The organism is Pseudomonas marincola (assembly GCF_900116605.1).
Lineage (GTDB): Bacteria > Pseudomonadota > Gammaproteobacteria > Pseudomonadales > Pseudomonadaceae > Aquipseudomonas > Aquipseudomonas marincola.
The window spans coordinates 905,774-925,547 of sequence record NZ_FPBC01000001.1 but is presented as its reverse complement, the minus strand read 5'-3'; the positions used below and the strand labels follow the sequence as shown (position 1 = coordinate 925,547).

General features: G+C 56.9%; 22 protein-coding genes. 12 read left to right on the top strand and 10 right to left on the bottom strand.

What is annotated here, in order from left to right; all coding sequences use genetic code 11:
- Nucleotides 1-8: 8 nt before the first annotated feature.
- Nucleotides 9-932, bottom strand: a complete 924-nt coding sequence (locus BM395_RS04320; protein WP_090509080.1) for an aldo/keto reductase — start codon at nucleotides 930-932, stop codon at nucleotides 9-11.
- A gap of 159 nt (nucleotides 933-1,091) precedes the next feature.
- Entirely contained in the window at nucleotides 1,092-2,021 is a 930-nt protein-coding gene (locus tag BM395_RS04315) for a LysR family transcriptional regulator (protein ID WP_090509078.1), read from the bottom strand.
- A 120-nt stretch (nucleotides 2,022-2,141) separates the two neighbouring features.
- Between BM395_RS04315 and aptA the strand changes: the two genes are divergently transcribed.
- The 3 genes from aptA (at nucleotide 2,142) to BM395_RS04300 (ending at nucleotide 5,382) form a co-directional block, all read left to right on the top strand.
- A complete protein-coding gene (gene aptA, locus BM395_RS04310) occupies nucleotides 2,142-3,488 on the top strand; it encodes an omega-aminotransferase AptA (RefSeq protein WP_090509076.1) in 1,347 nt (448 codons plus the stop codon).
- Nucleotides 3,488-3,784: a cupin domain-containing protein gene (locus tag BM395_RS04305; RefSeq protein ID WP_090509074.1), complete on the top strand. Its 297-nt coding sequence runs from the start codon at nucleotides 3,488-3,490 to the stop codon at nucleotides 3,782-3,784. The genes aptA and BM395_RS04305 overlap by 1 nt, the downstream gene beginning before the upstream one ends.
- Nucleotides 3,785-3,885: 101 nt before the next feature.
- Nucleotides 3,886-5,382, top strand: coding sequence for a CoA-acylating methylmalonate-semialdehyde dehydrogenase (locus BM395_RS04300; RefSeq protein WP_069899631.1), 1,497 nt, complete (start codon nucleotides 3,886-3,888; stop codon nucleotides 5,380-5,382).
- 294 nt (nucleotides 5,383-5,676) lie between these two features.
- On the opposite strand, the gene BM395_RS04295 is transcribed toward BM395_RS04300, so the two are convergent.
- Complete coding sequence (locus BM395_RS04295) at nucleotides 5,677-6,633, bottom strand: LysR family transcriptional regulator (RefSeq protein WP_090509072.1); 957 nt, start codon at nucleotides 6,631-6,633, stop codon at nucleotides 5,677-5,679.
- Nucleotides 6,634-6,784: 151 nt separating this feature from the next.
- On the opposite strand from BM395_RS04295, the gene BM395_RS04290 reads away from it, so the two are divergent.
- The 7 genes from BM395_RS04290 to BM395_RS04260 all read left to right on the top strand — a co-directional run bounded on the left by BM395_RS04290 (nucleotide 6,785) and on the right by BM395_RS04260 (nucleotide 13,013).
- Entirely contained in the window at nucleotides 6,785-7,348 is a 564-nt protein-coding gene (locus BM395_RS04290) for a TRAP transporter small permease (protein ID WP_090509070.1), read from the top strand.
- On the top strand, nucleotides 7,341-8,639 hold the full coding sequence (locus BM395_RS04285; RefSeq protein ID WP_090509067.1) for a TRAP transporter large permease: 1,299 nt from the start codon (nucleotides 7,341-7,343) through the stop codon (nucleotides 8,637-8,639). The genes BM395_RS04290 and BM395_RS04285 overlap by 8 nt, the downstream gene beginning before the upstream one ends.
- 39 nt (nucleotides 8,640-8,678) lie before the next feature.
- Complete coding sequence (gene dctP, locus BM395_RS04280; protein WP_090509065.1) at nucleotides 8,679-9,680, top strand: TRAP transporter substrate-binding protein DctP; 1,002 nt, start codon at nucleotides 8,679-8,681, stop codon at nucleotides 9,678-9,680.
- Between the two features lie 107 nt (nucleotides 9,681-9,787).
- On the top strand, nucleotides 9,788-10,912 hold the full coding sequence (locus BM395_RS04275) for an NAD(P)/FAD-dependent oxidoreductase (RefSeq protein ID WP_090509063.1): 1,125 nt from the start codon (nucleotides 9,788-9,790) through the stop codon (nucleotides 10,910-10,912).
- Entirely contained in the window at nucleotides 10,905-11,222 is a 318-nt protein-coding gene (locus tag BM395_RS04270; protein WP_090509226.1) for a (2Fe-2S)-binding protein, read from the top strand. Before BM395_RS04275 ends, BM395_RS04270 begins: the two co-directional genes overlap by 8 nt.
- On the top strand, nucleotides 11,219-12,622 hold the full coding sequence (locus BM395_RS04265; RefSeq protein ID WP_090509061.1) for an FAD/NAD(P)-dependent oxidoreductase: 1,404 nt from the start codon (nucleotides 11,219-11,221) through the stop codon (nucleotides 12,620-12,622). Before BM395_RS04270 ends, BM395_RS04265 begins: the two co-directional genes overlap by 4 nt.
- Before the next feature lie 37 nt (nucleotides 12,623-12,659).
- Nucleotides 12,660-13,013 (top strand): RidA family protein, encoded by a 354-nt coding sequence (locus BM395_RS04260; RefSeq protein WP_090509059.1) that lies wholly within the window; start codon nucleotides 12,660-12,662, stop codon nucleotides 13,011-13,013.
- Nucleotides 13,014-13,382: 369 nt separating this feature from the next.
- On the opposite strand, the gene BM395_RS04255 is transcribed toward BM395_RS04260, so the two are convergent.
- Complete coding sequence (locus tag BM395_RS04255; protein ID WP_090509057.1) at nucleotides 13,383-14,177, bottom strand: NYN domain-containing protein; 795 nt, start codon at nucleotides 14,175-14,177, stop codon at nucleotides 13,383-13,385.
- A 204-nt stretch (nucleotides 14,178-14,381) separates the two neighbouring features.
- Between BM395_RS04255 and BM395_RS04250 the strand changes: the two genes are divergently transcribed.
- Nucleotides 14,382-14,831 carry a YHS domain-containing (seleno)protein gene (locus tag BM395_RS04250; RefSeq protein ID WP_090509055.1) on the top strand — a complete coding sequence of 150 codons (450 nt, stop codon included), beginning with the start codon at nucleotides 14,382-14,384 and terminating at the stop codon, nucleotides 14,829-14,831.
- A gap of 16 nt (nucleotides 14,832-14,847) precedes the next feature.
- Here the strand turns inward: BM395_RS04250 and BM395_RS04245 are convergent, their stop codons facing one another.
- From BM395_RS04245 to BM395_RS04230, 4 genes are all read right to left on the bottom strand, one after another.
- The gene (locus tag BM395_RS04245) at nucleotides 14,848-15,054 is read right to left on the bottom strand and encodes a hypothetical protein (RefSeq protein ID WP_090509053.1); all 207 of its coding nucleotides are present in this window, start codon (nucleotides 15,052-15,054) and stop codon (nucleotides 14,848-14,850) included.
- Between the two features lie 2 nt (nucleotides 15,055-15,056).
- A complete protein-coding gene (locus BM395_RS04240) occupies nucleotides 15,057-15,848 on the bottom strand; it encodes a substrate-binding periplasmic protein (RefSeq protein WP_090509051.1) in 792 nt (263 codons plus the stop codon).
- A gap of 143 nt (nucleotides 15,849-15,991) precedes the next feature.
- A complete protein-coding gene (locus BM395_RS04235) occupies nucleotides 15,992-16,336 on the bottom strand; it encodes a zinc ribbon domain-containing protein YjdM (protein ID WP_069899622.1) in 345 nt (114 codons plus the stop codon).
- Between the two features lie 101 nt (nucleotides 16,337-16,437).
- Complete coding sequence (locus BM395_RS04230) at nucleotides 16,438-16,803, bottom strand: hypothetical protein (RefSeq protein WP_090509049.1); 366 nt, start codon at nucleotides 16,801-16,803, stop codon at nucleotides 16,438-16,440.
- Between the two features lie 426 nt (nucleotides 16,804-17,229).
- Between BM395_RS04230 and BM395_RS04225 the strand changes: the two genes are divergently transcribed.
- Complete coding sequence (locus BM395_RS04225) at nucleotides 17,230-18,309, top strand: GGDEF domain-containing protein (RefSeq protein ID WP_090509047.1); 1,080 nt, start codon at nucleotides 17,230-17,232, stop codon at nucleotides 18,307-18,309.
- Here the strand turns inward: BM395_RS04225 and BM395_RS04220 are convergent.
- On the bottom strand, nucleotides 18,303-18,785 hold the full coding sequence (locus BM395_RS04220; protein ID WP_090509045.1) for an LEA/WHy family protein: 483 nt from the start codon (nucleotides 18,783-18,785) through the stop codon (nucleotides 18,303-18,305). The two genes, BM395_RS04225 and BM395_RS04220, sit on opposite strands and share 7 nt — an antisense overlap.
- An 89-nt stretch (nucleotides 18,786-18,874) precedes the next feature.
- The gene (locus BM395_RS04215) at nucleotides 18,875-19,717 is read right to left on the bottom strand and encodes a DMT family transporter (RefSeq protein WP_090509044.1); all 843 of its coding nucleotides are present in this window, start codon (nucleotides 19,715-19,717) and stop codon (nucleotides 18,875-18,877) included.
- Nucleotides 19,718-19,774: the final 57 nt, after the last annotated feature.

The following is a 19,774-nucleotide window of genomic DNA, read 5'->3' as shown; positions in this document are numbered from 1 at the left end:
CCTGCGAATCAGGAAAACGCCTGAATAATTCGCTGGCGATTGCGCTCATCTGGCAGTCGGCCCATACCGGCCTTGATGTTGTCGGCCATGTAACGCGGCGTTGATGTGGCCGGTATCACCACGGTTGCGGCAGGGTTGGAAAGAATGAACTTGAGCAACAGTTGCGCCCATGAAGTGGCATCGACTTCAATCGCCCATTCCGGTAACGGCTGGCCTTTGATCCGCCCTAGCAATTCACCGCGCATGAACGGCCGGTTGATCAGTGTGGCGATGCCGTTATCGGCGCAATACGGCAGCAGGCGCTTCTCGGCATTGCGCTCACCCAGTGAGTAGTTGAACTGGACGAAGTCGAGCTTCTCGCGCGCCAGCACCGCAAGCAAATCGTCGTGAGCCGAGTCCAGATAATGGGTTACGCCGATGTAGCGCACCAGACCTTGCTCCTTGAGTTCGCGCATCAGCTTGAGTTGGGTGTTGGTGTCGCGCAAGTTATGCACTTGGAGCAAGTCGATGGTTTGGCGGTGGAGCACCTTCTGGCTGTGCTGGAACTGAGCAAGCCCTTGGTCACGGCCAGTGGCGGAAATCTTGGTCGCCAGAAACGCCTTGCCGTGCGTGCCGGTTCGCTTGAGCAAAGAACCCGTGGCCGCCTCGGAATTGCCGTAACTGGGGGCGGTATCAATCAGCTTGGCGCCGCCGTTGATGAATGTACGCATCACGCCGTCCAGCTCTTTGAGGCTGGCATCGTCCAGGCCGACATCGAATGTGCGCGAAGTGCCAAGGCCAATGACCGGCAGCTTTTCGCCAGAGGAGGGAATTTCACGTTTCAGCAGTTGGCTCAGGTCGTCGGCAAATACGGCGTTGCTCAACAGCGGGTTGCAGGCCGCGAGCCCGAGCAGGGTAGCGCTGTTCTGGATAAATCGACGACGACTGGGCATGGCGCCTCCTTGGCGATGAAAACGTGCGAGGGTCAGGGTTAAACAATAACCCCTCGAGCATAGACCCGCGCATCCCGCTGCGCCGATCTAACGGCTTGGTTGTTACGGGTTGTTACCAAGAACTGTTCTGCGATTTTTATCGGCTTGATACGGCGTGGCTCAGCTCAGGTTGCTGGTTTCGTCGAGCACTTCAAGAAAGCTTTCGAGTACCAGGTGCGGACGCCGGCCTTTGCGGGTTACCGCCGCCAGATTGAGTTCATAGAAGCGCGAGTCGGCCTTGAGCGCGCGCAACCGGCCTTGCTGCACCCAAGGCGCTGCGTAATGGTCGGGCAGGTAGCCGATATAGCGTCCGGTCAGAATCAGGAAGGCCATGCCCTCGCGATCCGAGGCGCTGGCGGTGCAATTGAGTTGTTGGTAGTGGCCCTGAATGTCTGGCGGTAAGCGGAAGGTCGGAGCAATGGCGTCTTGCGCATTCAGGCGCTCGTCGTCGAGTTTGGTGTCGTCCACGTAAAACAGCGGGTGGCCGACCGCGCAGTACAGCAGGGAACGCTCTTCATACAGCGGTTGATATTCAAGGCCGGACAACGAGCTGGCCTGCGGCACCACGCCAATGTGCAGGCGACCGTCGAGCACACCCTGTTCGACCTCACTGGGCGGGGTCATGCGAATGTGTATGCGCACATCCGGGCCGCGCTCCTTGAGGCGGGCGAGGGCGTGGGTAATGCGCATGTGCGGTACCGTTACCAGGTTATCGGTGAGGCCGATATTCAGCTCGCCGCGCAGGTTTTGGTGCAGGCCATTGACCTCGGTACGGAAACTCTCGAGCGCCGCCAATAGCTGCTCGGTCGAGCGGAAAACTTCGCGACCTTCTTCGGTCAGCGCAAACCCGGCGCGCCCGCGTTGACACAGGCGAAAGCCGAGGCGTTGTTCGAGGTCACTCATCTGTTGGCTGATCGCCGAACGACCGATGCCCAGCACACTTTCTGCGGCAGAAAAGCCGCCGCAATCGACCACGCTGCGGAACAGTTTCAGCAGGCGGATATCAAAATCACTGACTTGGGCCAACGGTTCGGGGCGGCGTGTGCTCATTGTTTAGTATGCGCTTAACTAAAGATAAGAAGAGTTTGGTTTTACTGACTTTATCCGCGTGGCACCTTTACTGGCAAGAGTCCTTCAACAAGAACATTGTCTTCCTCGCGAGGCTGCACCATGAATATGCCCCAGACTGCTACGCCATCAATCGCCAGCCAGCTCAAGCTGGACGCTCACTGGATGCCGTTCTCCGCTAACCGCAACTTCCACCGTGACCCGCGTTTTATCGTGTCTGCCGAAGGCAGCTGGTTGAAGGATGATCAGGGTCGCAAGATCTACGACAGCCTTTCGGGTTTGTGGACATGTGGTGCGGGTCACTCGCGCAAGGAAATTCAGGAAGCGGTGGCCAAGCAGTTGGGCACCCTCGATTACTCGCCGGGCTTTCAGTATGGCCATCCGCTGTCGTTCCAGCTTGCCGAACAACTGGCTGAGCTGACGCCGGAAGGTCTGGACCATGTGTTCTTCACCAGTTCGGGTTCTGAGTGCGCCGATACGGCCGTGAAAATGGCCAAGGCTTACTGGCGCCTGAAAGGCCAGCCGGCCAAGACCAAATTCATCGGCCGCGCACGTGGCTATCACGGTGTGAACATTGCCGGTACCAGCCTCGGCGGGATCAACGGCAACCGTAAAATGTACGGCCAGTTCATGGACGTCGATCATCTGCCGCACACCCTGCAAGCCGGCATGGCTTACACCAAGGGCATGGCTGAGACGGGTGGCGTTGAGCTGGCCAACGAATTGCTCAAGCTGATTGAACTGCACGACGCGTCGAACATCGCGGCGGTCATCGTTGAGCCGATGTCTGGCTCGGCCGGTGTCATCGTGCCACCGGTTGGCTACCTGCAGCGCCTGCGCGAAATCTGCACCCAGCACAACATCCTGCTGATTTTCGACGAAGTTATTACCGCTTTCGGCCGCATGGGCAAGTGGACTGGCGCTGAGTACTTCGGTGTCACGCCGGACATCATGAACACCGCCAAGCAGATCACCAACGGCGCGGTGCCACTGGGCGCGGTGATTGCCTCGAAAGAGATTTACCAGACCTTCATGAACCAGCCATCCCCAGAGCACATGGTCGAGTTCAGCCACGGTTACACCTACTCGGCGCACCCGGTTGCCTGCGCCGCGGGTCTGGCTTCGCTGGAACTGCTCAAGCGTGAAAACCTGGTGCAGCAAGCTGCCGAGATCGAGCCGCACTTCGCCAATGCGCTGCATGGCCTGAAAGGTGCCAAGCACATCATCGACATTCGTAACTGCGGTCTGGCCGGTGCAATCCAGCTGGCCCCGCGTGATGGCGATGCAGTGATTCGTCCGTTCGAGGCGGGCATGGCGCTGTGGAAAGCCGGTTTCTATGTACGCTTTGGTGGCGATACCCTGCAGTTTGGGCCAACCTTCAATGCCAAGGCCGAAGACCTTGACCGCGTATTCGACGCAGTCGGCCAAGCCCTGCAGAGCATCGACTAATGGGCGGCCGGGCTCAGGCCGTGGCCACGGTGCAGGTCGATAACGAGCAAGTTATCGTTACTGAATGGCGCTTTGCGCCGGGCACCGAGACCGGGCTGCACTGCCACGGTTACGACTATGTCGTGGTGCCCATGACCGCGGGCACCCTGTTGCTGGAAACACCCGAGGGCGACAAGTACGCGACCCTGGTTGCCGGGCAGGCTTATTTTCGCAGCGCCGGCGTTAAGCACAATGTGGTCAACGCCAGTGAGCATGAAGTGGTGTTTGTCGAAACCGAGATCAAAACCGCTCGCTGAATCAGAAGGTGATAGGCCATAGGCTTGTCGCCGCTAAGCAGAAAATTCGGATGGCCGGGCACAACTGCCGCCATCGCACAGACAATTAAATGGAGAGTCTCATGGGCACTATCAATCACCTGATCCATGGCGAGTCAGTCGCTGGAACCGGTCGCAGCGCCGACGTGTTCAACCCGTCGACTGGCGACGCTATCCACAAGGTTGCATTGGCGGACACTGCCACCGTGCAGCAGGCTATCGACTCGGCCAAAACTGCATTCCCGGCCTGGCGCAATACCCCGGCGGCCAAGCGCGCGCAGATCATGTTCCGCTTCAAGCAACTGCTTGAGCAGCACGAAGCTGAAATCTCCAAGCTGATCAGCGAAGAGCACGGCAAAACCCTCGAAGACGCCGCCGGTGAGCTGAAGCGCGGTATCGAAAACGTCGAGTTTGCCTGCGCAGCACCTGAAATTCTCAAGGGTGAGTACAGCCGCAACGTCGGCCCGAACATCGACGCCTGGAGCGACTTCCAGCCGGTGGGCGTGGTTGCCGGCATTACCCCGTTCAACTTCCCGGCGATGGTGCCTCTGTGGATGTATCCGCTGGCCATCGTCTGCGGTAACTGCTTCATCCTCAAGCCTTCAGAGCGTGACCCAAGCTCGACGCTGTACATCGCGCAACTGCTTCAGGAAGCCGGTTTGCCGAAAGGCGTACTTAACGTTGTGCACGGCGACAAAGAAGCTGTGGATGCGTTGATCGAAGCCCCGGAAGTCAAAGCCCTGAGCTTTGTTGGTTCAACCCCGATTGCCGAGTACATCTACGCCGAAGGCACCAAGCGCGGCAAGCGCGTACAAGCATTGGGCGGCGCTAAAAACCACGCGGTGCTGATGCCGGATGCCGACCTTGATAACGCGGTCAGCGCGTTGATGGGCGCCGCTTATGGTTCGTGTGGCGAGCGCTGCATGGCCATCTCCGTTGCCGTGTGCGTGGGCGATCAGATTGCCGATGCGATGATCGAAAAGCTCAAGCCGCAGATCAAGGCACTGAAAATCGGTGCCGGCACTTCCTGCGGCCTGGACATGGGCCCACTGGTTACGGGCGCGCACCGTGACAAGGTTCAGGGTTATGTGGATGCTGGCGTTGCTGCTGGCGCTGAACTGGTTGTCGATGGCCGTGGCCTGAGCGTTGCCGGTAACGAAAAAGGCTTCTTCCTCGGTGGCTGCCTGTTCGACCGCGTAACCCCGGAAATGAGCATCTACAAAGAAGAAATCTTTGGCCCGGTACTCTGTGTCGTGCGCGTCAACAGCCTCGAAGAAGCCATGCAACTGATCAACGATCACGAGTACGGCAACGGCACCTGCATCTTCACCCGCGACGGTGAGTCTGCACGCCTGTTCTGCGACGAGATCGAAGTCGGCATGGTCGGCGTCAACGTGCCGCTGCCAGTACCGGTTGCCTACCACAGCTTCGGCGGCTGGAAGCGCTCGCTGTTCGGCGACCTGCATGCTTACGGCCCGGACGGTGTGCGTTTCTACACCCGTCGCAAAGCCATCACTCAGCGCTGGCCACAACGCGCGACCCACGAGGCCGCATCGTTTGCTTTCCCAAGCAACGGCTAACGCTTAACTCGCTTCGCGGGAACCAAAAAGCCCAGTCCGATGACTGGGCTTTTTGCATTGGGGAATTGCACAGAGTTGACCGACTGATTGCATTCGGTCTGAGTAATCCTGTGCTCAGGACTTGAGCAGAATGGGTCGTGTCCATGGCTGGCAGCAGCCGGCTAAAACTGCCTGTCGTGATCGGCTGAAATCGACACTTTGCAGTAGTTGGCGGACATATTTGAACTAGCAAAAAAGAGATTTGAAGGCGGTCACCGTAATAGAGCTGATTCAGATGGCCTAACTCATGTCGAATCAAGTGCTCCCACCTTGGTCGTGTGGTGGTGCCTCGAAGTCTAATAAACCGGACGAAGACTCTGCCAACTGCGCCAGCTTGAAACGCAGCGTGTCGGTAAAATCAAGGGTCATTTGCGATTTCGCTCTTTGTCCTGGATACAGAACGTTGAAAACGAAACTAATCCTCGGCTCGAACCGTTTTACCACCAAGCCTTGCGGCGCAAAGTGTAGGGCTGTCAGTGGGTCAACGAGGGTGACGCCGCTGCCTGCCAGTACGAATGAGCACGCCACGTAGCATAGTTGCGTGTCCACAATTAGCTGACGGTTTACCTCTGCGCGATTGAACACCTCATCGATCTTGTAGCGCACGCTTTGTTCAGTGCCTAGTGAAATGAAGGGCTCGTCTCGCAAGTCCTCGGGTGTGATCACCGACTTATCAGCAAGCCGGTGACCGACAGGCAGTGCGCAGACCATGCGGCAGTCGGCCAGCAGTTGTACCTCAAGGGCGGGGTCGGAGACGTTAGTAGCGACTATGCCGACATCGTAATGCTGGGTAGCGATCCAGTCGGCGACCTGCTGCGAACTGCGGACCTGCAGGGTCACTGAAACGCCGCGGTGATCGCTGATGAAGTTCTGGACCACATTAGGCAGGAAGCCTATGGACACAGCTGGCATGGCTGCGATCCTCAAGGAGCCGCGATGATAGCCGCGCAGCTCATCGGCGGTTCTGGCCAACTTCTCGATACCTACGAAGGATTTTTCCACTTCTTCGAACAGAATCAAAGCCTCTGGCGTTGGCGTGAGACGTTTCTTGTGACGTTCGAACAGCCTGAGTTGAACGGCATCCTCGAAGTCCGCCAGCAGTCGGCTCACGGCCGGTTGAGATACGCAAAGAATCTCTGCTGCGCCGGTAATAGTGCCGGCGATCATCACCGCACGGAAGGCCTCGGCCTGCCGATGACTTAATTTCGCCACATACCCTCCAAACGACTTTGGGGCCTTAAAGCACGATTGATGTGAAGCAAGATCATAATATTTTGTTATCTAGTGCAAATAATAAACGATTTGATGTTATCAAGTTGGCCAAGCAAAATCTGCATCACAAACGTCCAACAAGAGAGAAAAAATGGAGACGTTCTTCCGGTATGCGCTGGCATTGCTAATCAGCACTGTTGCAGGCTTCCAATTCGTGCAGGTAATCACCCGATACGTCTTTGAAACTCCAGTCATGGGGCTAGAAGAGGTATCGATCATCCCAATCATGTGGCTGTACATCCTCGGCAGTGTTAACGCGTCGCGGGAAGACACACAGATACGTGCCAACGTGCTGGAGATTTTTCTCGACACCGAAAAGGCGCGACGCCTTCTGATGGTCATCTCTGAATCCCTCAGTATCATTATTTCCGCTTGGCTGACCTGGTGGGCATGGGATTACTTCCGCTACGCATTTAGGGTATGGAAGGAAACCCCCACCCTCTACTTACCAACGTTCATTTATGAATGTTCGCTGTTTCTCGGCCTGCTGCTGATGACGTTATACGTCTGCATGCACCTCTATAAAAACCTTCGCGTGCTGTTCAACGGCGGCGCCGCACTGAACGCGCCAATAAGCCATGACTACCCAGAAACGACCGAAGTTGCTGAGTTCCAGGTGCTGACCGAAAAACAAGAAGGAAACCGCCATGATTGAAGTCGCGCTGCTCGGTTTTGCCCTGCTGATTATTCTGCTCAGCCTTGGGGTGCCGCTACCTTACTGCTTCGGCGCTGGGCTGATGATCATGGTGCTCGTCGGTGATGCCACCATGAAAGGTATGATGCTTTGGGGCTTTAACCAACTGACCAATCCGGTGCTACTGGCTATCCCTCTGTTTGTGTTTGCCGGGACCATCATGAGTGTCAGTGGCATTGCGGCCAGTCTGCTGAAGTTCGTCAATATATTTGTTGGCCGGATCCGCGGTGGTCTCGGTGTGGTGGCGACTGTCAGTTGCGCAATTATCGGTGCGATCTCCGGCAGTGGCCTCACTGGCATTGCAGCCATTGGACCGCTGTTGATCCCCGAAATGGAGCGTAAAGGCTACCCACGGGCCTATGCCACAGCCTTGATCGCCAACTCCTCGATTCTCGGTTTATTGATCCCGCCGAGCGTAACCATGATCGTCTACGGCTGGGTCACAGAAACCTCAATCCTGGCTAGCTTCCTCGCCACCTTGGGCCCTGGCCTGCTGATTATGTTCAACATTGCCGTGGTCAACCTAGTGATGTCGCGTAAGTTCAAGCTGGTGCTCGATGAATCCATGTCCATGCCCGACCTTTTCAAGGAAGGCATGTCGCGCACAGTGAATGCCCTGCCAGCATTGATCATGCCGGTGATCATCCTAGGCGGGATATATGGTGGGATTATGACCCCTACGGAGGCGGCCGCCGTCGCGGTTATCTACGCCTTACCTGTCGGTTTCATGATCTACAAGGGACTGACCTGGCGCGCGTTTATTGAGTCAGGCAAGGAGTCGGCCACTGCCGTTGGCTCCATCATGATCATGATCCTGTTCAGCTTAATGCTCAGCCAGATCTACGTCATGGAAGAGATTCCGCAAGCGTTGGTGGCCGCTATTTTCGAAATCACGTCTGACAAAACTACGCTGCTGATTTTGGTGACGTTGTTCCTGTTCTTGATCGGCATGGTAGTGAATGACATCACCGCCATTATCCTGACCGCGCCATTGCTTTTGCCACTGATGATCGCTCTGGACGTCAGTCCGATCCAATTCGCCGCGATTGTTGGGGTGAACACTGCGATGGGAGGCGTTACGCCCCCTTACGCCAGCATCCTCTATTTGGGCGCTCGTATTGGCAAAGTGAAATTCACTGATGTCGTTAAACCCGCCATGTTGATTTTACTATTCGGTTACTTACCGGTCGTAGTTCTAGTCGCTGCATGGCCCGACCTTTCCGAATATATCCCTAGGCTGTTTGGTTACTGATTTCCCTATTCAGGCCTTCGAACAACAAGGAAACTTAAAGTGAACCTAGCACTCGTAAAAAAATCCGCCCTCGCGCTGGCTCTTACGCTCGCGACTACCGGCTTGATTCAGGCCGAAACTTTGAAGCTTTCTCATGTCCGCCCTCAGGGCACTGTCATTGATAATGAAGTCAAATGGTTCGCCGAAAATGTCCAGAAAGCGACCGACAACAAGATTAAAGTCAAGATATACGCCGCCAATGCTCTAGGTGATTACACCGTGGTGCAAGAGCGTGTGGGCCTCGGCGCTATCGACATGGCGGTTCAACCGCCAGCCTCCGGCGCAGACAAACGCTTCCAGATTATTTACATGCCCTACATGGTAAAAAACTGGCAAGAGGCACGGGAGGTGTTCGGTCCGGGCACGCCACTGCGTGAAACTGTTGCCGAGCTGTATAAAGAACAAGGCATCAAGGTGATGGGCGCTTGGCCGGTATATTTCGGCGGAATCGCGCTGAACCGCGAAGTGCAGGGTGCTGGCGATCCGAATGCCATTAAGGGCATCAAGCTGCGCGTGCCACCCATCAAAACCTTCCAACTGTTGGCGAATCAGGTGGGCTACATTGCTTCGCCACTGCCGCTCTCTGAGGCTTTTACCGCCGTGCAAACGGGTGTGGTTGATGGGGTGATGGGCTCGGGTGCCGAGGGTTATTACTCCTCCTTCCGTGATGTGACTAAGTACTACGTACCATCAAATACCCATTTCGAAGTGTGGTATTTGCTGCTCAATCAGGAGCGTTATGACGACCTCGATCCAGCGCAACAAGCGGCGCTAGATAAGGTTGCTCTGGAGTTTGAAAACCGTCGTTGGCTGACCGCCCAAGCTGACCAGGCCGCCAACGAGCAACTGCTAGCTGAAGCAGGTGCCACCATTGTCGACGTGTCCGAGGCGGAGCTTGAAGCTACGGTGAGGAAAGTCCGTACCAATGTATGGCCTGAAATCATCGATGACATCGGCAAAGAGTGGGCCGAGAAGGTGCTCAAGGCAGCATTGAAGGACTGAGCCTGGCTGAGCAAGGCCCCCGAAATATAAACGTCCGGGACGGCCTTGCCGCTTTCATCCAGCAGGTCCTATGCCTGCAACCTCAATATTTTCAAAAGGAGTAGGCCATGTCGGTTCGCTTACGGGCAGACTGTCGCGAAACGGATGTCACCGTGATCGGCGGCGGACTCGTTGGCCTAGCCATTGCGCTAGGCCTTATCCGCAATGGCTTGAAGGTCACCGTGCTGGATGAGGGCGACATCGCCCTGCGCGCTTCTCGGGGAAACTTCGGCCTGGTATGGGTGCAGGGCAAGGGCGATACCTGTCCCGAATACGCCCAGTTGTCACGTTTGTCGGCGCGTTTGTGGGGAGACTTTGCCCAAGAGCTTGAGTCCTTCACCGGCATCGATGTTCAACTTTCCCAGCAAGGCGGGCTGCTGATTTGCCTGGACGACGCCGAACTGGAACAACGCCAGCGCATGCTTTGTGCTATGCGCGAGCAGGCTGGCGGCGATTACCCGTTCAAGGTGCTTGACCATGCACAACTCAAAGCTCTTGTGCCCGCGATCGGCCCCCATGTTGCCGGCGCTACATTGGGGCTGGAGGACGGTCATTTGAATCCGTTACTGCTATTGCGGGCCTTGGCCGAGGCTTTTATCGCCCGGGGCGGTAAGTTGCTCAGCAATGCCTCCATCGGCGAGATCCGTCAGCAGGACGGTGGCTTTAGCGTAGTGGCCGGGCATGACCGCTGGAACTCTGCAAAGGTGGTGCTGGCTGCCGGTCTCGGCAATAAGGTACTGGCCCCCCAACTGGGGCTGTCGGCCCCGGTCCAGCCCAACCGCGGACAGATTTTGATCACCGAACGCATACAGCCGTTTCTCCATTATCCCACCGGTCATGTGCGCCAGACAGGGGACGGCACCATGCAGCTGGGCGACTCCAAGGAAGACGTCGGCTTCAACAGCGGCACCACTACCGAGGTGATGGCACAGATTGCTCATCGGGCAACGCGGATGTTTCCGCTGCTGGAAAACGTACGCATGGTTCGCGCCTGGGGCGCATTGCGGGTGATGACCCCGGATGGGTATCCAATATATGAAGAGTCGCGTGTCTGCCCCGGGGCATTTCTAGTGACCTGCCATAGCGGTGTCACCCTTGGTGCCGCTCATTCAGGACCGATCGCCGACTGGATAGCAGGCAAACCTGAAGCCTTTTCTTTGGAGGTGTTCCGTGCAGCACGATTTGATGTTTAAACGCTTGGCAAATGAAGACGGTGGCACGGTGCTGGTAGAGATCGATGGCGCGACATTCAATGCCCGAGCGGGAGATACAGTGGCCGCAGCAGTGCTGGCCGCGGGCATGATTCCTTCACGCACAACTCCGCTGTCCGGCAGCTCGCGCGCGCCATACTGCATGATGGGTGTGTGCTTCGAGTGCCTAGTGGAGGTCGATGGCGTCCCCAATGTGCAGGGCTGCATGACGCTGGTGGCTGAGGGTATGAAAATCCTTCCGCAGACCGGCGCCAGATACCTCTCGATGGCAGAGCAGGAGATGTACTCGTGAGCGAGCGAATATATGACTTGGTCGTAGTCGGCGCCGGACCCGCCGGGATGGCCGCCGCGACTACGGCCTGTCAGCATGGCCTAGATGTCGCCTTGCTTGACGAACAAGCCGCCCCGGGTGGGCAGATCTACCGCAGCGTAGGCAAGCCTGCTCCGGCCGACACCCGAGTGCTGGGCCCCGATTACTATTACGGGCGCAAACTGGTGGATGCGCTGCAGCATACACAGATCGATTACTTTAGTTCGACCACGGTCTGGGACATCAGCTCGGAGCGCGTACTCAGTGTGTCCATCGGCGGACATAGTCGCACCTTACGTGCGGCGAAAATCTTGCTGGCCACCGGCGCACAGGAACGGCCGGTTCCCTTCCCTGGCTGGACACTGCCCGGTGTGATGAGCTGTGGCGCCGCGCAGATTCTGTTGAAGAGCAGCGCCCTGACCCCGCCAGGCCCGCTTGTATTGGCAGGCAGTGGTCCGTTGTTGTTGTTGATTGCCTGGCAGCTGCATAAGGCCGGAGTGTCGATCAGCGCAGTGCTCGATACCACGCCGTCATCCAACTACTTCAAAGCATTGCGCCATGGGCTCGGCGCGCTACGGGGGTGGCGTATGCTGTTCAAGGGCCTCGGCTATCTGGTTTCGCTGCGCAAGGCTGGTATCAACATGCTCAGTGGGGTGACGAAGCTGAGCGCCGACGCTGACAGCAGCGGCCGCGTGGCGCAAGTGCACTTTCAGCAGCGAGGCCATAGCCGCGTTATCAACTGCAAGTCACTTCTGGTGCATCAGGGCGTGGTACCAAATGTGCAATTGACCCGTGCCATGGATGCTCGGCATTTATGGCACGAACAACAGCAATGCTGGCATCCGCAGACCGATTCCTGGGGCGAAACCTCGATCGGCGGTGTCTTCGTCGCTGGCGACTCCGCCGGGATAGGAGGCGCACTGGCTGCAGAGCACTTCGGGCGTCTGACGGCCTGGCAAGTTGCCTGCCAGCAGGGGCGCCTCGGCAGCGCTGAACGGGACATGCTGGCACGGCCGGTGCGTCAGACCCTGAATAGGTTAATGGTTATCCGGCCGTTTCTAGATGTGCTTTACCAACCGGCTGTCGAGTTCCTGCTGCCGGTCGATGAAACCATCGTATGTCGTTGCGAGGAGGTCAGTGCCGGCGATATCCGCCGTTTTGTGGGGCTTGGCTGTAGCGGTCCAAATCAGACCAAGGCGTTTAGTCGTGCCGGAATGGGCCCCTGTCAGGGCCGCATGTGCGGTCTCACCGTGGCGCAGATCATCGCCGCCGAGCGCAATGTCGCCATCGACCAAGTAGGTTATTACACGATCCGCGCGCCGATAAAACCTCTTTGCCTGGGTGAACTGGCTTCTCTGGTGAGCCACGGGGACAAGCAGTAGCGTGTCATTTCAACATGAAAAACCAATAGGACAAGTGATGAGCATTAGCCGATACGAAACAGCCGCGCGGATGAGCCGAGTCGTGGTGCATAACCAGACCGCTTATTTATGCGGCCAGGTCGCTGAAGATCGTAGCAGCGGCATTCAGGAGCAAACCCGCACCATGCTGGCCAAGGTCGATGCGCTGCTGGCGTCGGTCGGCAGCAATCGTGAGCAGCTGCTGTCAGCCACCATCTACCTGAAAGATATGAGCCTGTTCGCCGAGATGAACAGTGTATGGGACAGCTGGGTTCCAGCAGGCTTCGCCCCTGCGCGTGCCTGCGTAGAGGCTAAAATGGCCAGCCCGGAGTTGCTGGTAGAAATCTCGGTGATTGCAGCCGTACCGCAGTAGTTAAATTCTCTGCGCGCAGGGTCATATTCACTTTCTGGCCTGCTCAACTTTCAGAGTACGACAGTGGCGGACACAGTATGATGCATGGCTTACCTGTGTAAGGAGAGGCTGAGTTACTAGTCCGGCTCTGCTTTCGTGACCAATTTCGAGTGACCGGTTTTTGCCGGTTACTGCCTGTCTCGACCGGTCAAAACCGACCATTCTCTGCCGGTCAGGATTACGAAGTGTGCCGGTCAAGTCCGATGTAACCGGTGGTCAAGCCGACTGAAAATAACGGGTCAGGCCGAACACAATCGGGTGTTCAAATTGAGTGCAGTTTCGCATGCCTGTTGCAGTACCGTTTTGACCACTCACACCTGCTGTATACCACTATCTCGCTGCTTTTCTGTTGCGTACATAAAGTGCTTCGCCGCCGGTGGAGCTGACGGCCTTTGTTTGCAACTCGAAGCGCTGCGGGTTGGCTCTGATCAGGTCGCTGAGCTTTTTGAAGCCATAGAGGCGAGCATCGAACGCCGGGCGTAGCTTGGTGATGTTTGAGCCGAGTGCGCCCAGTTGCACCCAGCCGTCTTCGTCATCAATGTCATCGATAACCTTGCCAATAAACTCGACCGGGGCTTTCTGGTTTTTGCGCTGCGACGGCTGTTTGGCGGGTTCCGGGTGGGCGTCATCAGCCGAGTCCTGGGCTTGCTTGTCATGCTCTTTTGCGTCGGCGCGCAGTATTTCGGTGTAGATGAACTTGTCGCAGGCGGACACAAAAGGTGAGGGCGTTTTCTCTTCGCCGAAGCCATAAACAGTCAGGCCTTCTTCGCGCAGGCGTGCTGCCAGCCGAGTGAAATCACTGTCGCTGGAGACCAGGCAAAAGCCGTCAAAACGGCGGGTGTAGAGCAGGTCCATCGCATCGATGATCAGCGAGCTGTCCGTCGCATTTTTGCCTTTGGTGTAGGCGAACTGCTGGATGGGCTGGATCGAGTGATCAAGCAGGACTTTCTTCCAGCTGCCGAGATTGGGCAGCGTCCAGTCGCCGTAGATGCGCTTGACGCTGGCAATGCCGTATTTGGCAATCTCTTCAAACAGACCTTCAACAATCGCAGCCGGCGCATTATCGGCGTCGATGAGTACGGCAAGATGAGTTTGCTGGGCGGATTGTGGGGTTTTGTTGGCCATCGTTCTTCCCTGATTGGTTTGTATTCAAGGTAATTTGAAATTCGCTGTTTGGCTATGAACGATTTTGATCTGCGGGTCGCGCGCAGACGTTCAGGTCAATCCAGCAGGCCCCACAGCGCCGAGCTGCGATGTTAGAGTGCAGTCAGGATGCGCCCACGGATGGTGGCGCCGGTTTTCTCAATGCTCACTAAGGATGGTTAGCTTATGTCTCGTACCCACACGCTTTTACGGACCGTTCAGGTCCTGCTGGTTGGCGCGTTCCTGTTTTGTAGCCAGGTGCAGGCTGCAACGCCTGCCATTGGCGGCTACAGCCCGGTTTCATATTTCACTAAGAACAAGGCGGAGCTTGGTAGTGAAAAGTTTCAGGCCGAGTACAAAGACCAAACCTATTACCTGACATCCCCTGAGCAGGTTGCGTTGTTCAATGGCAATCCGGCGCACTATGTTCCGCACTACGGCGCCTTTTGTGCATTCAGCCTGACTGAGGGCAAAAAGATGGCTATCGACCCGACCAACTTCAAGGTGGTCGGCAGCATGCTGCTGTTGTTTCACAAGAGTGCGGAGCTGGATGGCCGCAGCAAGTGGAACCAGTCTGGCGACCAACAAGCGCTGCTGAAAAAGGCCGATGCCGGATTCAAACTGCTTGAGTTCTAGAGCTCGCGCGTGCGTGCTATTGGCTTTGTTTCATGGCCTCGTTGAGGCGTTGGTTGCTGGCCTGATTGGCGAGGTCAACCTGCTCTTTAAGTTGTTTCATCTGCTGCTGCGCCTGCTCGGCCTGTTTGGCCTGCAGGCTGGCGGTGGCTGCAGTTTCGCCGAGGCCACAGGCGCTGAGGCCGAGCAGGCAGGTAATGGCAAATACGAATGTGGCAATGCGCATGATCAACTCTGATGTTCAAGGGCAGGTTCGGGCTCAACTTCAATCGAGTTGGGTTGAGGCAATCTAATTTGCTGTCTCCAGCGCTCAACTATAGCGTCCAGTTCGCCAGTGTCTCTCAGCTTTTCCAGCGCGGCATTGAACTGCTTGGCACGGTGCAAATCATTTTTGCCAAAGGCAACATAACGCGGCATTTTCACCAGGGGAGTGGGCAACATCCGTACGTGTTCGCTGCCATGTTGCTGGCGTGCCAGGTACTGTAACTGCAAGCTATCGCCAACAATCAGTTCGATCCGTTTAGCTAACAGCATTGAGACCAACTGGCCGGGTTGCTGGGCCGTTTCGTCACGCTTGAGCGCGGCGTTGTCGAATGCAGTTTCGTAGGCGTAGCCCAGCACCTGGCCAATCACGTAGGGCGCCAAATCCGCGAGGCTCTGCCAGTCTTCAAGGGCGAAATCACGGCGGCTCATGAAGCGTGTCGAGCCCTCACGAATAGGCCCAATCAGCTGGTATTGACGCTGGCGCTCGGCCGTTCCGGCAAACACGAATGCCATCTCTGCCTCGCCGGTCTCCAGCATCTTTTTAGCCCGCTGCCACGGGTACAATCGCAGATGGTATTCAATACCGGCCTCATCCAGCACGGCACGGACTAAATCGACATCCAGACCTTGCGGTTCACTGTCAGTCGCGGTGGTGTAGCTGTAGGGCGCGAACTGTTCGCTACCAACCACCCGCCAAGTCTCGGCGAGTGTCGAGGTGCTTAAACCCACAAGCAAACTGAACAACATCACGCGCATTGGCTCTGTCTCGGATCATTGGCTGATCCTACAACCATAGCATGCACTGAAAACGGCTGGCCGACAGGGCGCGAAGCGGGCTTGTAGAAGCTCCTGCGCTGAAGCCGCTCGCCCAGTTGCAGGGCGAGATTGGCGGGGGAGGATTAAACTTTGCGGACAAACTCGGACTTGAGTTTCATGGCGCCAATGCCATCGATCTTGCAGTCGATATCATGGTCGCCATCACACAGGCGGATGCCTTTGACCTTGGTGCCAACCTTCACCACCAGCGATGAGCCTTTGACCTTGAGGTCCTTGATGACCGTGACGGTATCGCCGTCCTCAAGGGTGTTGCCGACCGAGTCTTTGATTACCTTGGCGTCGTCTGCGGCCGCTTCATCACTGCCGTCCGCTGCCCACTCATGGGCACATTCCGGGCACATCAGCATCAAGCCATCCTGATAGGTGTATTCGGAATTACATTTTGGGCAGGCTGGCAAAGTGCTCACGGTGAGTCCTCAAAGGTGGGCTAAAGACCTGCATTATATAGGGATTTAGCTTTCGCCGGGGCACATGCAAAAAGCCCCGCATTGAGCGGGGCTTGGTTGGCTTAACGATGGTGGCCGCCGTGGCCGTGACCATGGCCGCCGCCGTGATGGTAGCCGCCTCCGTAATAGCGATAGCGCGGCGCTACGATTACGCGCGTCTGGCGGTAGTACACCGGTGCTGGCTGATAGTAAACCGGTGGCGGCGGTGAGTAGTAAACCGGTTGAGGCGGGTAATACACCGGCTGCGGTGCGGGTTGCACATACACCGGCGCCGGCTGATAACGGCTGTTAGCAACTATTGCCCCACCAATCACTGCACCAACCACCGCACCGGCAATCACGCCATCATTATGGCCATGGGCTGAGGCCTGACCTGCAACGGCCAAGCTGAGTATGCCGGCCAAGAGTAAGGGAAGTCGGCCAATCATAAGGAGTACTCCTGCAAAAATTGCGGCTAATACCGCACAACAATATTGAACGCCTAAACTCGGTAATTATCCGTAAGTTCGTGTAAAGCTTGTGTAAAGCTATTAGGCCGATTTGCTCTGTAAAACATCCTTACTATGTATATTGAGCAATTTGACAACCCTGTCCTCTCCCTTAAAGTGAGCTGTGTTAGGTTGCTGACTGAAGCTCAAACAGCCGTATTGAAGCGCTTTCAGCTACCCTGTGAATAGTCATGCCGAGCGCTTTATAGCGTTGCGACAGCGTGGCTGATCCATCGGCTTGCCAGCCGCGACCGATGGCCTTGCAAGAAGCCGGATGTGCCACTGCGCAGCAGGAAGCTGGGCGGTGTGGCCTATTGTTGTAGGCTTTGTAGTTATTGGGTTGTTTCGTACAGGGATGTACCGCATATGCAGTCAAACCCAGAATCCAGGCAAGATGATCCGTACGACACCGTGTTCATCCGCCGCTCGTTTCGTTCGCTGGTGCGCTGGGGAATTGTAATTCTCAGTGTGATCAATCTGCTTCACCTTTCCCTGTTCCTGTCTTACGGCAGCCGTTGGTGGGCCTTCAGCGCGCTGCTCATTCTGGTTCAGGCACCGCTTTATCTGCTGGTCATCAATCGTCGCTCTTTCCCGGTATTTATCGGCGGTTTGGCGTTGCTGATATTGGCCTTCGGCATACAGTTGAGCGTGTATTGCACTCAATTTGGCGCCCGTGCGGGCTTTCACTATCTGCTTTTTGCGATGACCCCTCTGGTCGCCTTCAGTGGCCGAATTCGCATCTGGCACAAGGTTGTGCTGTGCGTGTTACTGATGCTGCAAATGTTGGCGCTGGAGCAGCGCACAGCTCCAGACCCGGATATTTCAGCGCAGGCTCTCGAGTGTCTGCGGCTGCTGAATCTTGCCAGTGCGTTTAGTGTTATTTCGCTGTTTGTGATGCGCCACTTTATGGTTGTGGCGGGCATGAACTCCAAGCTGGAACACATGGCCGCTTATGATCCGTTAACCGGCATGATCAACCGCAGGCGCATGGCTGAGGTGGCCGCGGATGAGTTGGATCACAGCTTTGAGAAGCATTCGGCGCTGTCGATGATTCTGGCGGATATCGATCATTTCAAACTGATCAATGACCGTTACGGTCACCAGTTCGGCGATCAGGCTTTATTGCATGTCAGCCAGACGATTATGCAGATCGCTCGCGACGGCGACAGTTGCTGTCGGTGGGGCGGCGAAGAGTTTTTGATCATGCTGCCGGTTACCGATCTTCAGGGAGCCCGGCAGTTGGCCGAGCGAATACGCGTTGAAGTGTCGCGCAATGCCCTGCGCCTGAATGGCCATGATGTGGGCCTGACGCTGACCCTTGGTGTGGTGGAACTTCAGCCTCATGAAGGTTTGGACAGCGCAATCGCTCGCGCTGACGAGGCGCTTTATGCCGGCAAGAATAATGGCCGAAATCAGGTGATGCTCGGCCAGCCTGCGGCTCAGTAAGCAGTTGTGGGCGCCGGCAGATCAAGTGTGCCCGTGTCGCTGAAACGCACCGTGCCGAACAGCCCGCCTGCAAGCTTGCCGCTTAATTTGTACGGCAATCCCTGCTCGGGCTTGAAGCCGGTAGCGCCCATGGCCTGGCGCATTGCCGAGAATGCAGAAATGGTCACTGGAACGCTGATCACCGCTTCGCCAAAGCCTGGCACTTGCCCACTTTGGTTGCTTACACCGCTGGCCAGCGGCTGATTGTTCACTTCAAGATCAAGGGCAATACCGTTGTAGTCGATCACTGAATCGTTGGGGTTCTGGACGCGCAATTTGACCGCGAAACGCACCTCAAGGCCTTGGCCTTGCAGAGGTTCGACGCCCACCAGATTAATCTTCAGCGGGTCGCGCATGCCCAGCGTGCTGCACGCCGCAAGGCTGAGTAGCAGAGCGGTGAACAGGGCGCGTTGCAGCAATGTAATGGCGCGTACCATGGGCAGAATTCCTTGCAGTAATGAGCCTTGAGTCTAGCGGGCGCGGCTGTTGTATGCGCGGTATTGCGCGTTAGTCAGGCAAACCGGCCCTACGCTGCGCGTTGTTTGGCCGAGAGTACCAGCGCAATGCCGCCAAGCACGGCCACCGAGCTTATTAACAGGCGAAGGCTCAGCGCTTCTCCCAGTACCAGGCTGCCTGCCAGCGCCGCCAAGATCGGCACGCTGAGTTGTACGGTGGCGGCTTGAATGGATTTGAGCCCGTTCAGGGCTGTGTACCAGATGGCGTAACCCACGCCTGAGGTCAGCGCGCCGGAGAGCGCCGCATAGAACAGACCGCTGGCGTCCCATTGGGTTCGGCTGATGAGTATCAGGCTGAGCAGCAGGGCCAGCGGCACGGCGCGAATAAAATTACCGGCTGTTGCGGCCAGCGGGTCGGCAACTTTGCGCCCTAGTAAGGAATACGCGCCCCAGGCAACACCGGCCAATAACATCAGCAGCGCACCGCCGAGTGCGGGTGCCTTGGCGCCTGGCAAGAGCAGGACGAGCAAACCGGCCAGTGCCAGAATCAGGCCACAGCTGGTGAGCTTGTTGAAACGTTCGCCGCTGTAAAAACCGTAAACAATCATGCTGACCTGCACAGCACCAAATAGCAGCAGCGCCCCGACGCCGGTGTCGAGACTGATATAGGCGAACGAGAACGCGGCCGCATAGATGAACAGCGAAACAGCGCCTGCCCAGCTTCCGGCAGCGGTTTTGCCGCTGCTGCGCCATTGCAGCAACAGCCATAAAGTCAGCGCGCCGCAGAGCAGGCGCACACTGGTGAAGGTAGCAGCGTCGATGGTTGTGGCTTTTAACGCCAGGCGACAGAGCAGCGAGTTACCGGCAAATGCAAGCATCGCCAGTGCGGTCAGCAGGAAGGTACGCGCAGTCATGGGCAGCTCTCGAATATAAACGGTGCACAGATGAGGGCACCATCTAAACACAAACGA

Coding starts and splice junctions, on each gene's coding strand:
- BM395_RS04320 (WP_090509080.1), bottom strand. CDS start 932: ATGCCCAGTCGTCGTCGATTTATCCAGAACAGCGCTACCCTGCTCGGG.
- BM395_RS04315 (WP_090509078.1), bottom strand. CDS start 2,021: ATGAGCACACGCCGCCCCGAACCGTTGGCCCAAGTCAGTGATTTTGAT.
- aptA (WP_090509076.1), top strand. CDS start 2,142: ATGAATATGCCCCAGACTGCTACGCCATCAATCGCCAGCCAGCTCAAG.
- BM395_RS04305 (WP_090509074.1), top strand. CDS start 3,488: ATGGGCGGCCGGGCTCAGGCCGTGGCCACGGTGCAGGTCGATAACGAG.
- BM395_RS04300 (WP_069899631.1), top strand. CDS start 3,886: ATGGGCACTATCAATCACCTGATCCATGGCGAGTCAGTCGCTGGAACC.
- BM395_RS04290 (WP_090509070.1), top strand. CDS start 6,785: ATGGAGACGTTCTTCCGGTATGCGCTGGCATTGCTAATCAGCACTGTT.
- BM395_RS04285 (WP_090509067.1), top strand. CDS start 7,341: ATGATTGAAGTCGCGCTGCTCGGTTTTGCCCTGCTGATTATTCTGCTC.
- BM395_RS04275 (WP_090509063.1), top strand. CDS start 9,788: ATGTCGGTTCGCTTACGGGCAGACTGTCGCGAAACGGATGTCACCGTG.
- BM395_RS04270 (WP_090509226.1), top strand. CDS start 10,905: ATGTTTAAACGCTTGGCAAATGAAGACGGTGGCACGGTGCTGGTAGAG.
- BM395_RS04260 (WP_090509059.1), top strand. CDS start 12,660: ATGAGCATTAGCCGATACGAAACAGCCGCGCGGATGAGCCGAGTCGTG.
- BM395_RS04255 (WP_090509057.1), bottom strand. CDS start 14,177: ATGGCCAACAAAACCCCACAATCCGCCCAGCAAACTCATCTTGCCGTA.
- BM395_RS04250 (WP_090509055.1), top strand. CDS start 14,382: ATGTCTCGTACCCACACGCTTTTACGGACCGTTCAGGTCCTGCTGGTT.
- BM395_RS04245 (WP_090509053.1), bottom strand. CDS start 15,054: ATGCGCATTGCCACATTCGTATTTGCCATTACCTGCCTGCTCGGCCTC.
- BM395_RS04240 (WP_090509051.1), bottom strand. CDS start 15,848: ATGCGCGTGATGTTGTTCAGTTTGCTTGTGGGTTTAAGCACCTCGACA.
- BM395_RS04230 (WP_090509049.1), bottom strand. CDS start 16,803: ATGATTGGCCGACTTCCCTTACTCTTGGCCGGCATACTCAGCTTGGCC.
- BM395_RS04225 (WP_090509047.1), top strand. CDS start 17,230: ATGCAGTCAAACCCAGAATCCAGGCAAGATGATCCGTACGACACCGTG.
- BM395_RS04220 (WP_090509045.1), bottom strand. CDS start 18,785: ATGGTACGCGCCATTACATTGCTGCAACGCGCCCTGTTCACCGCTCTG.
- BM395_RS04215 (WP_090509044.1), bottom strand. CDS start 19,717: ATGACTGCGCGTACCTTCCTGCTGACCGCACTGGCGATGCTTGCATTT.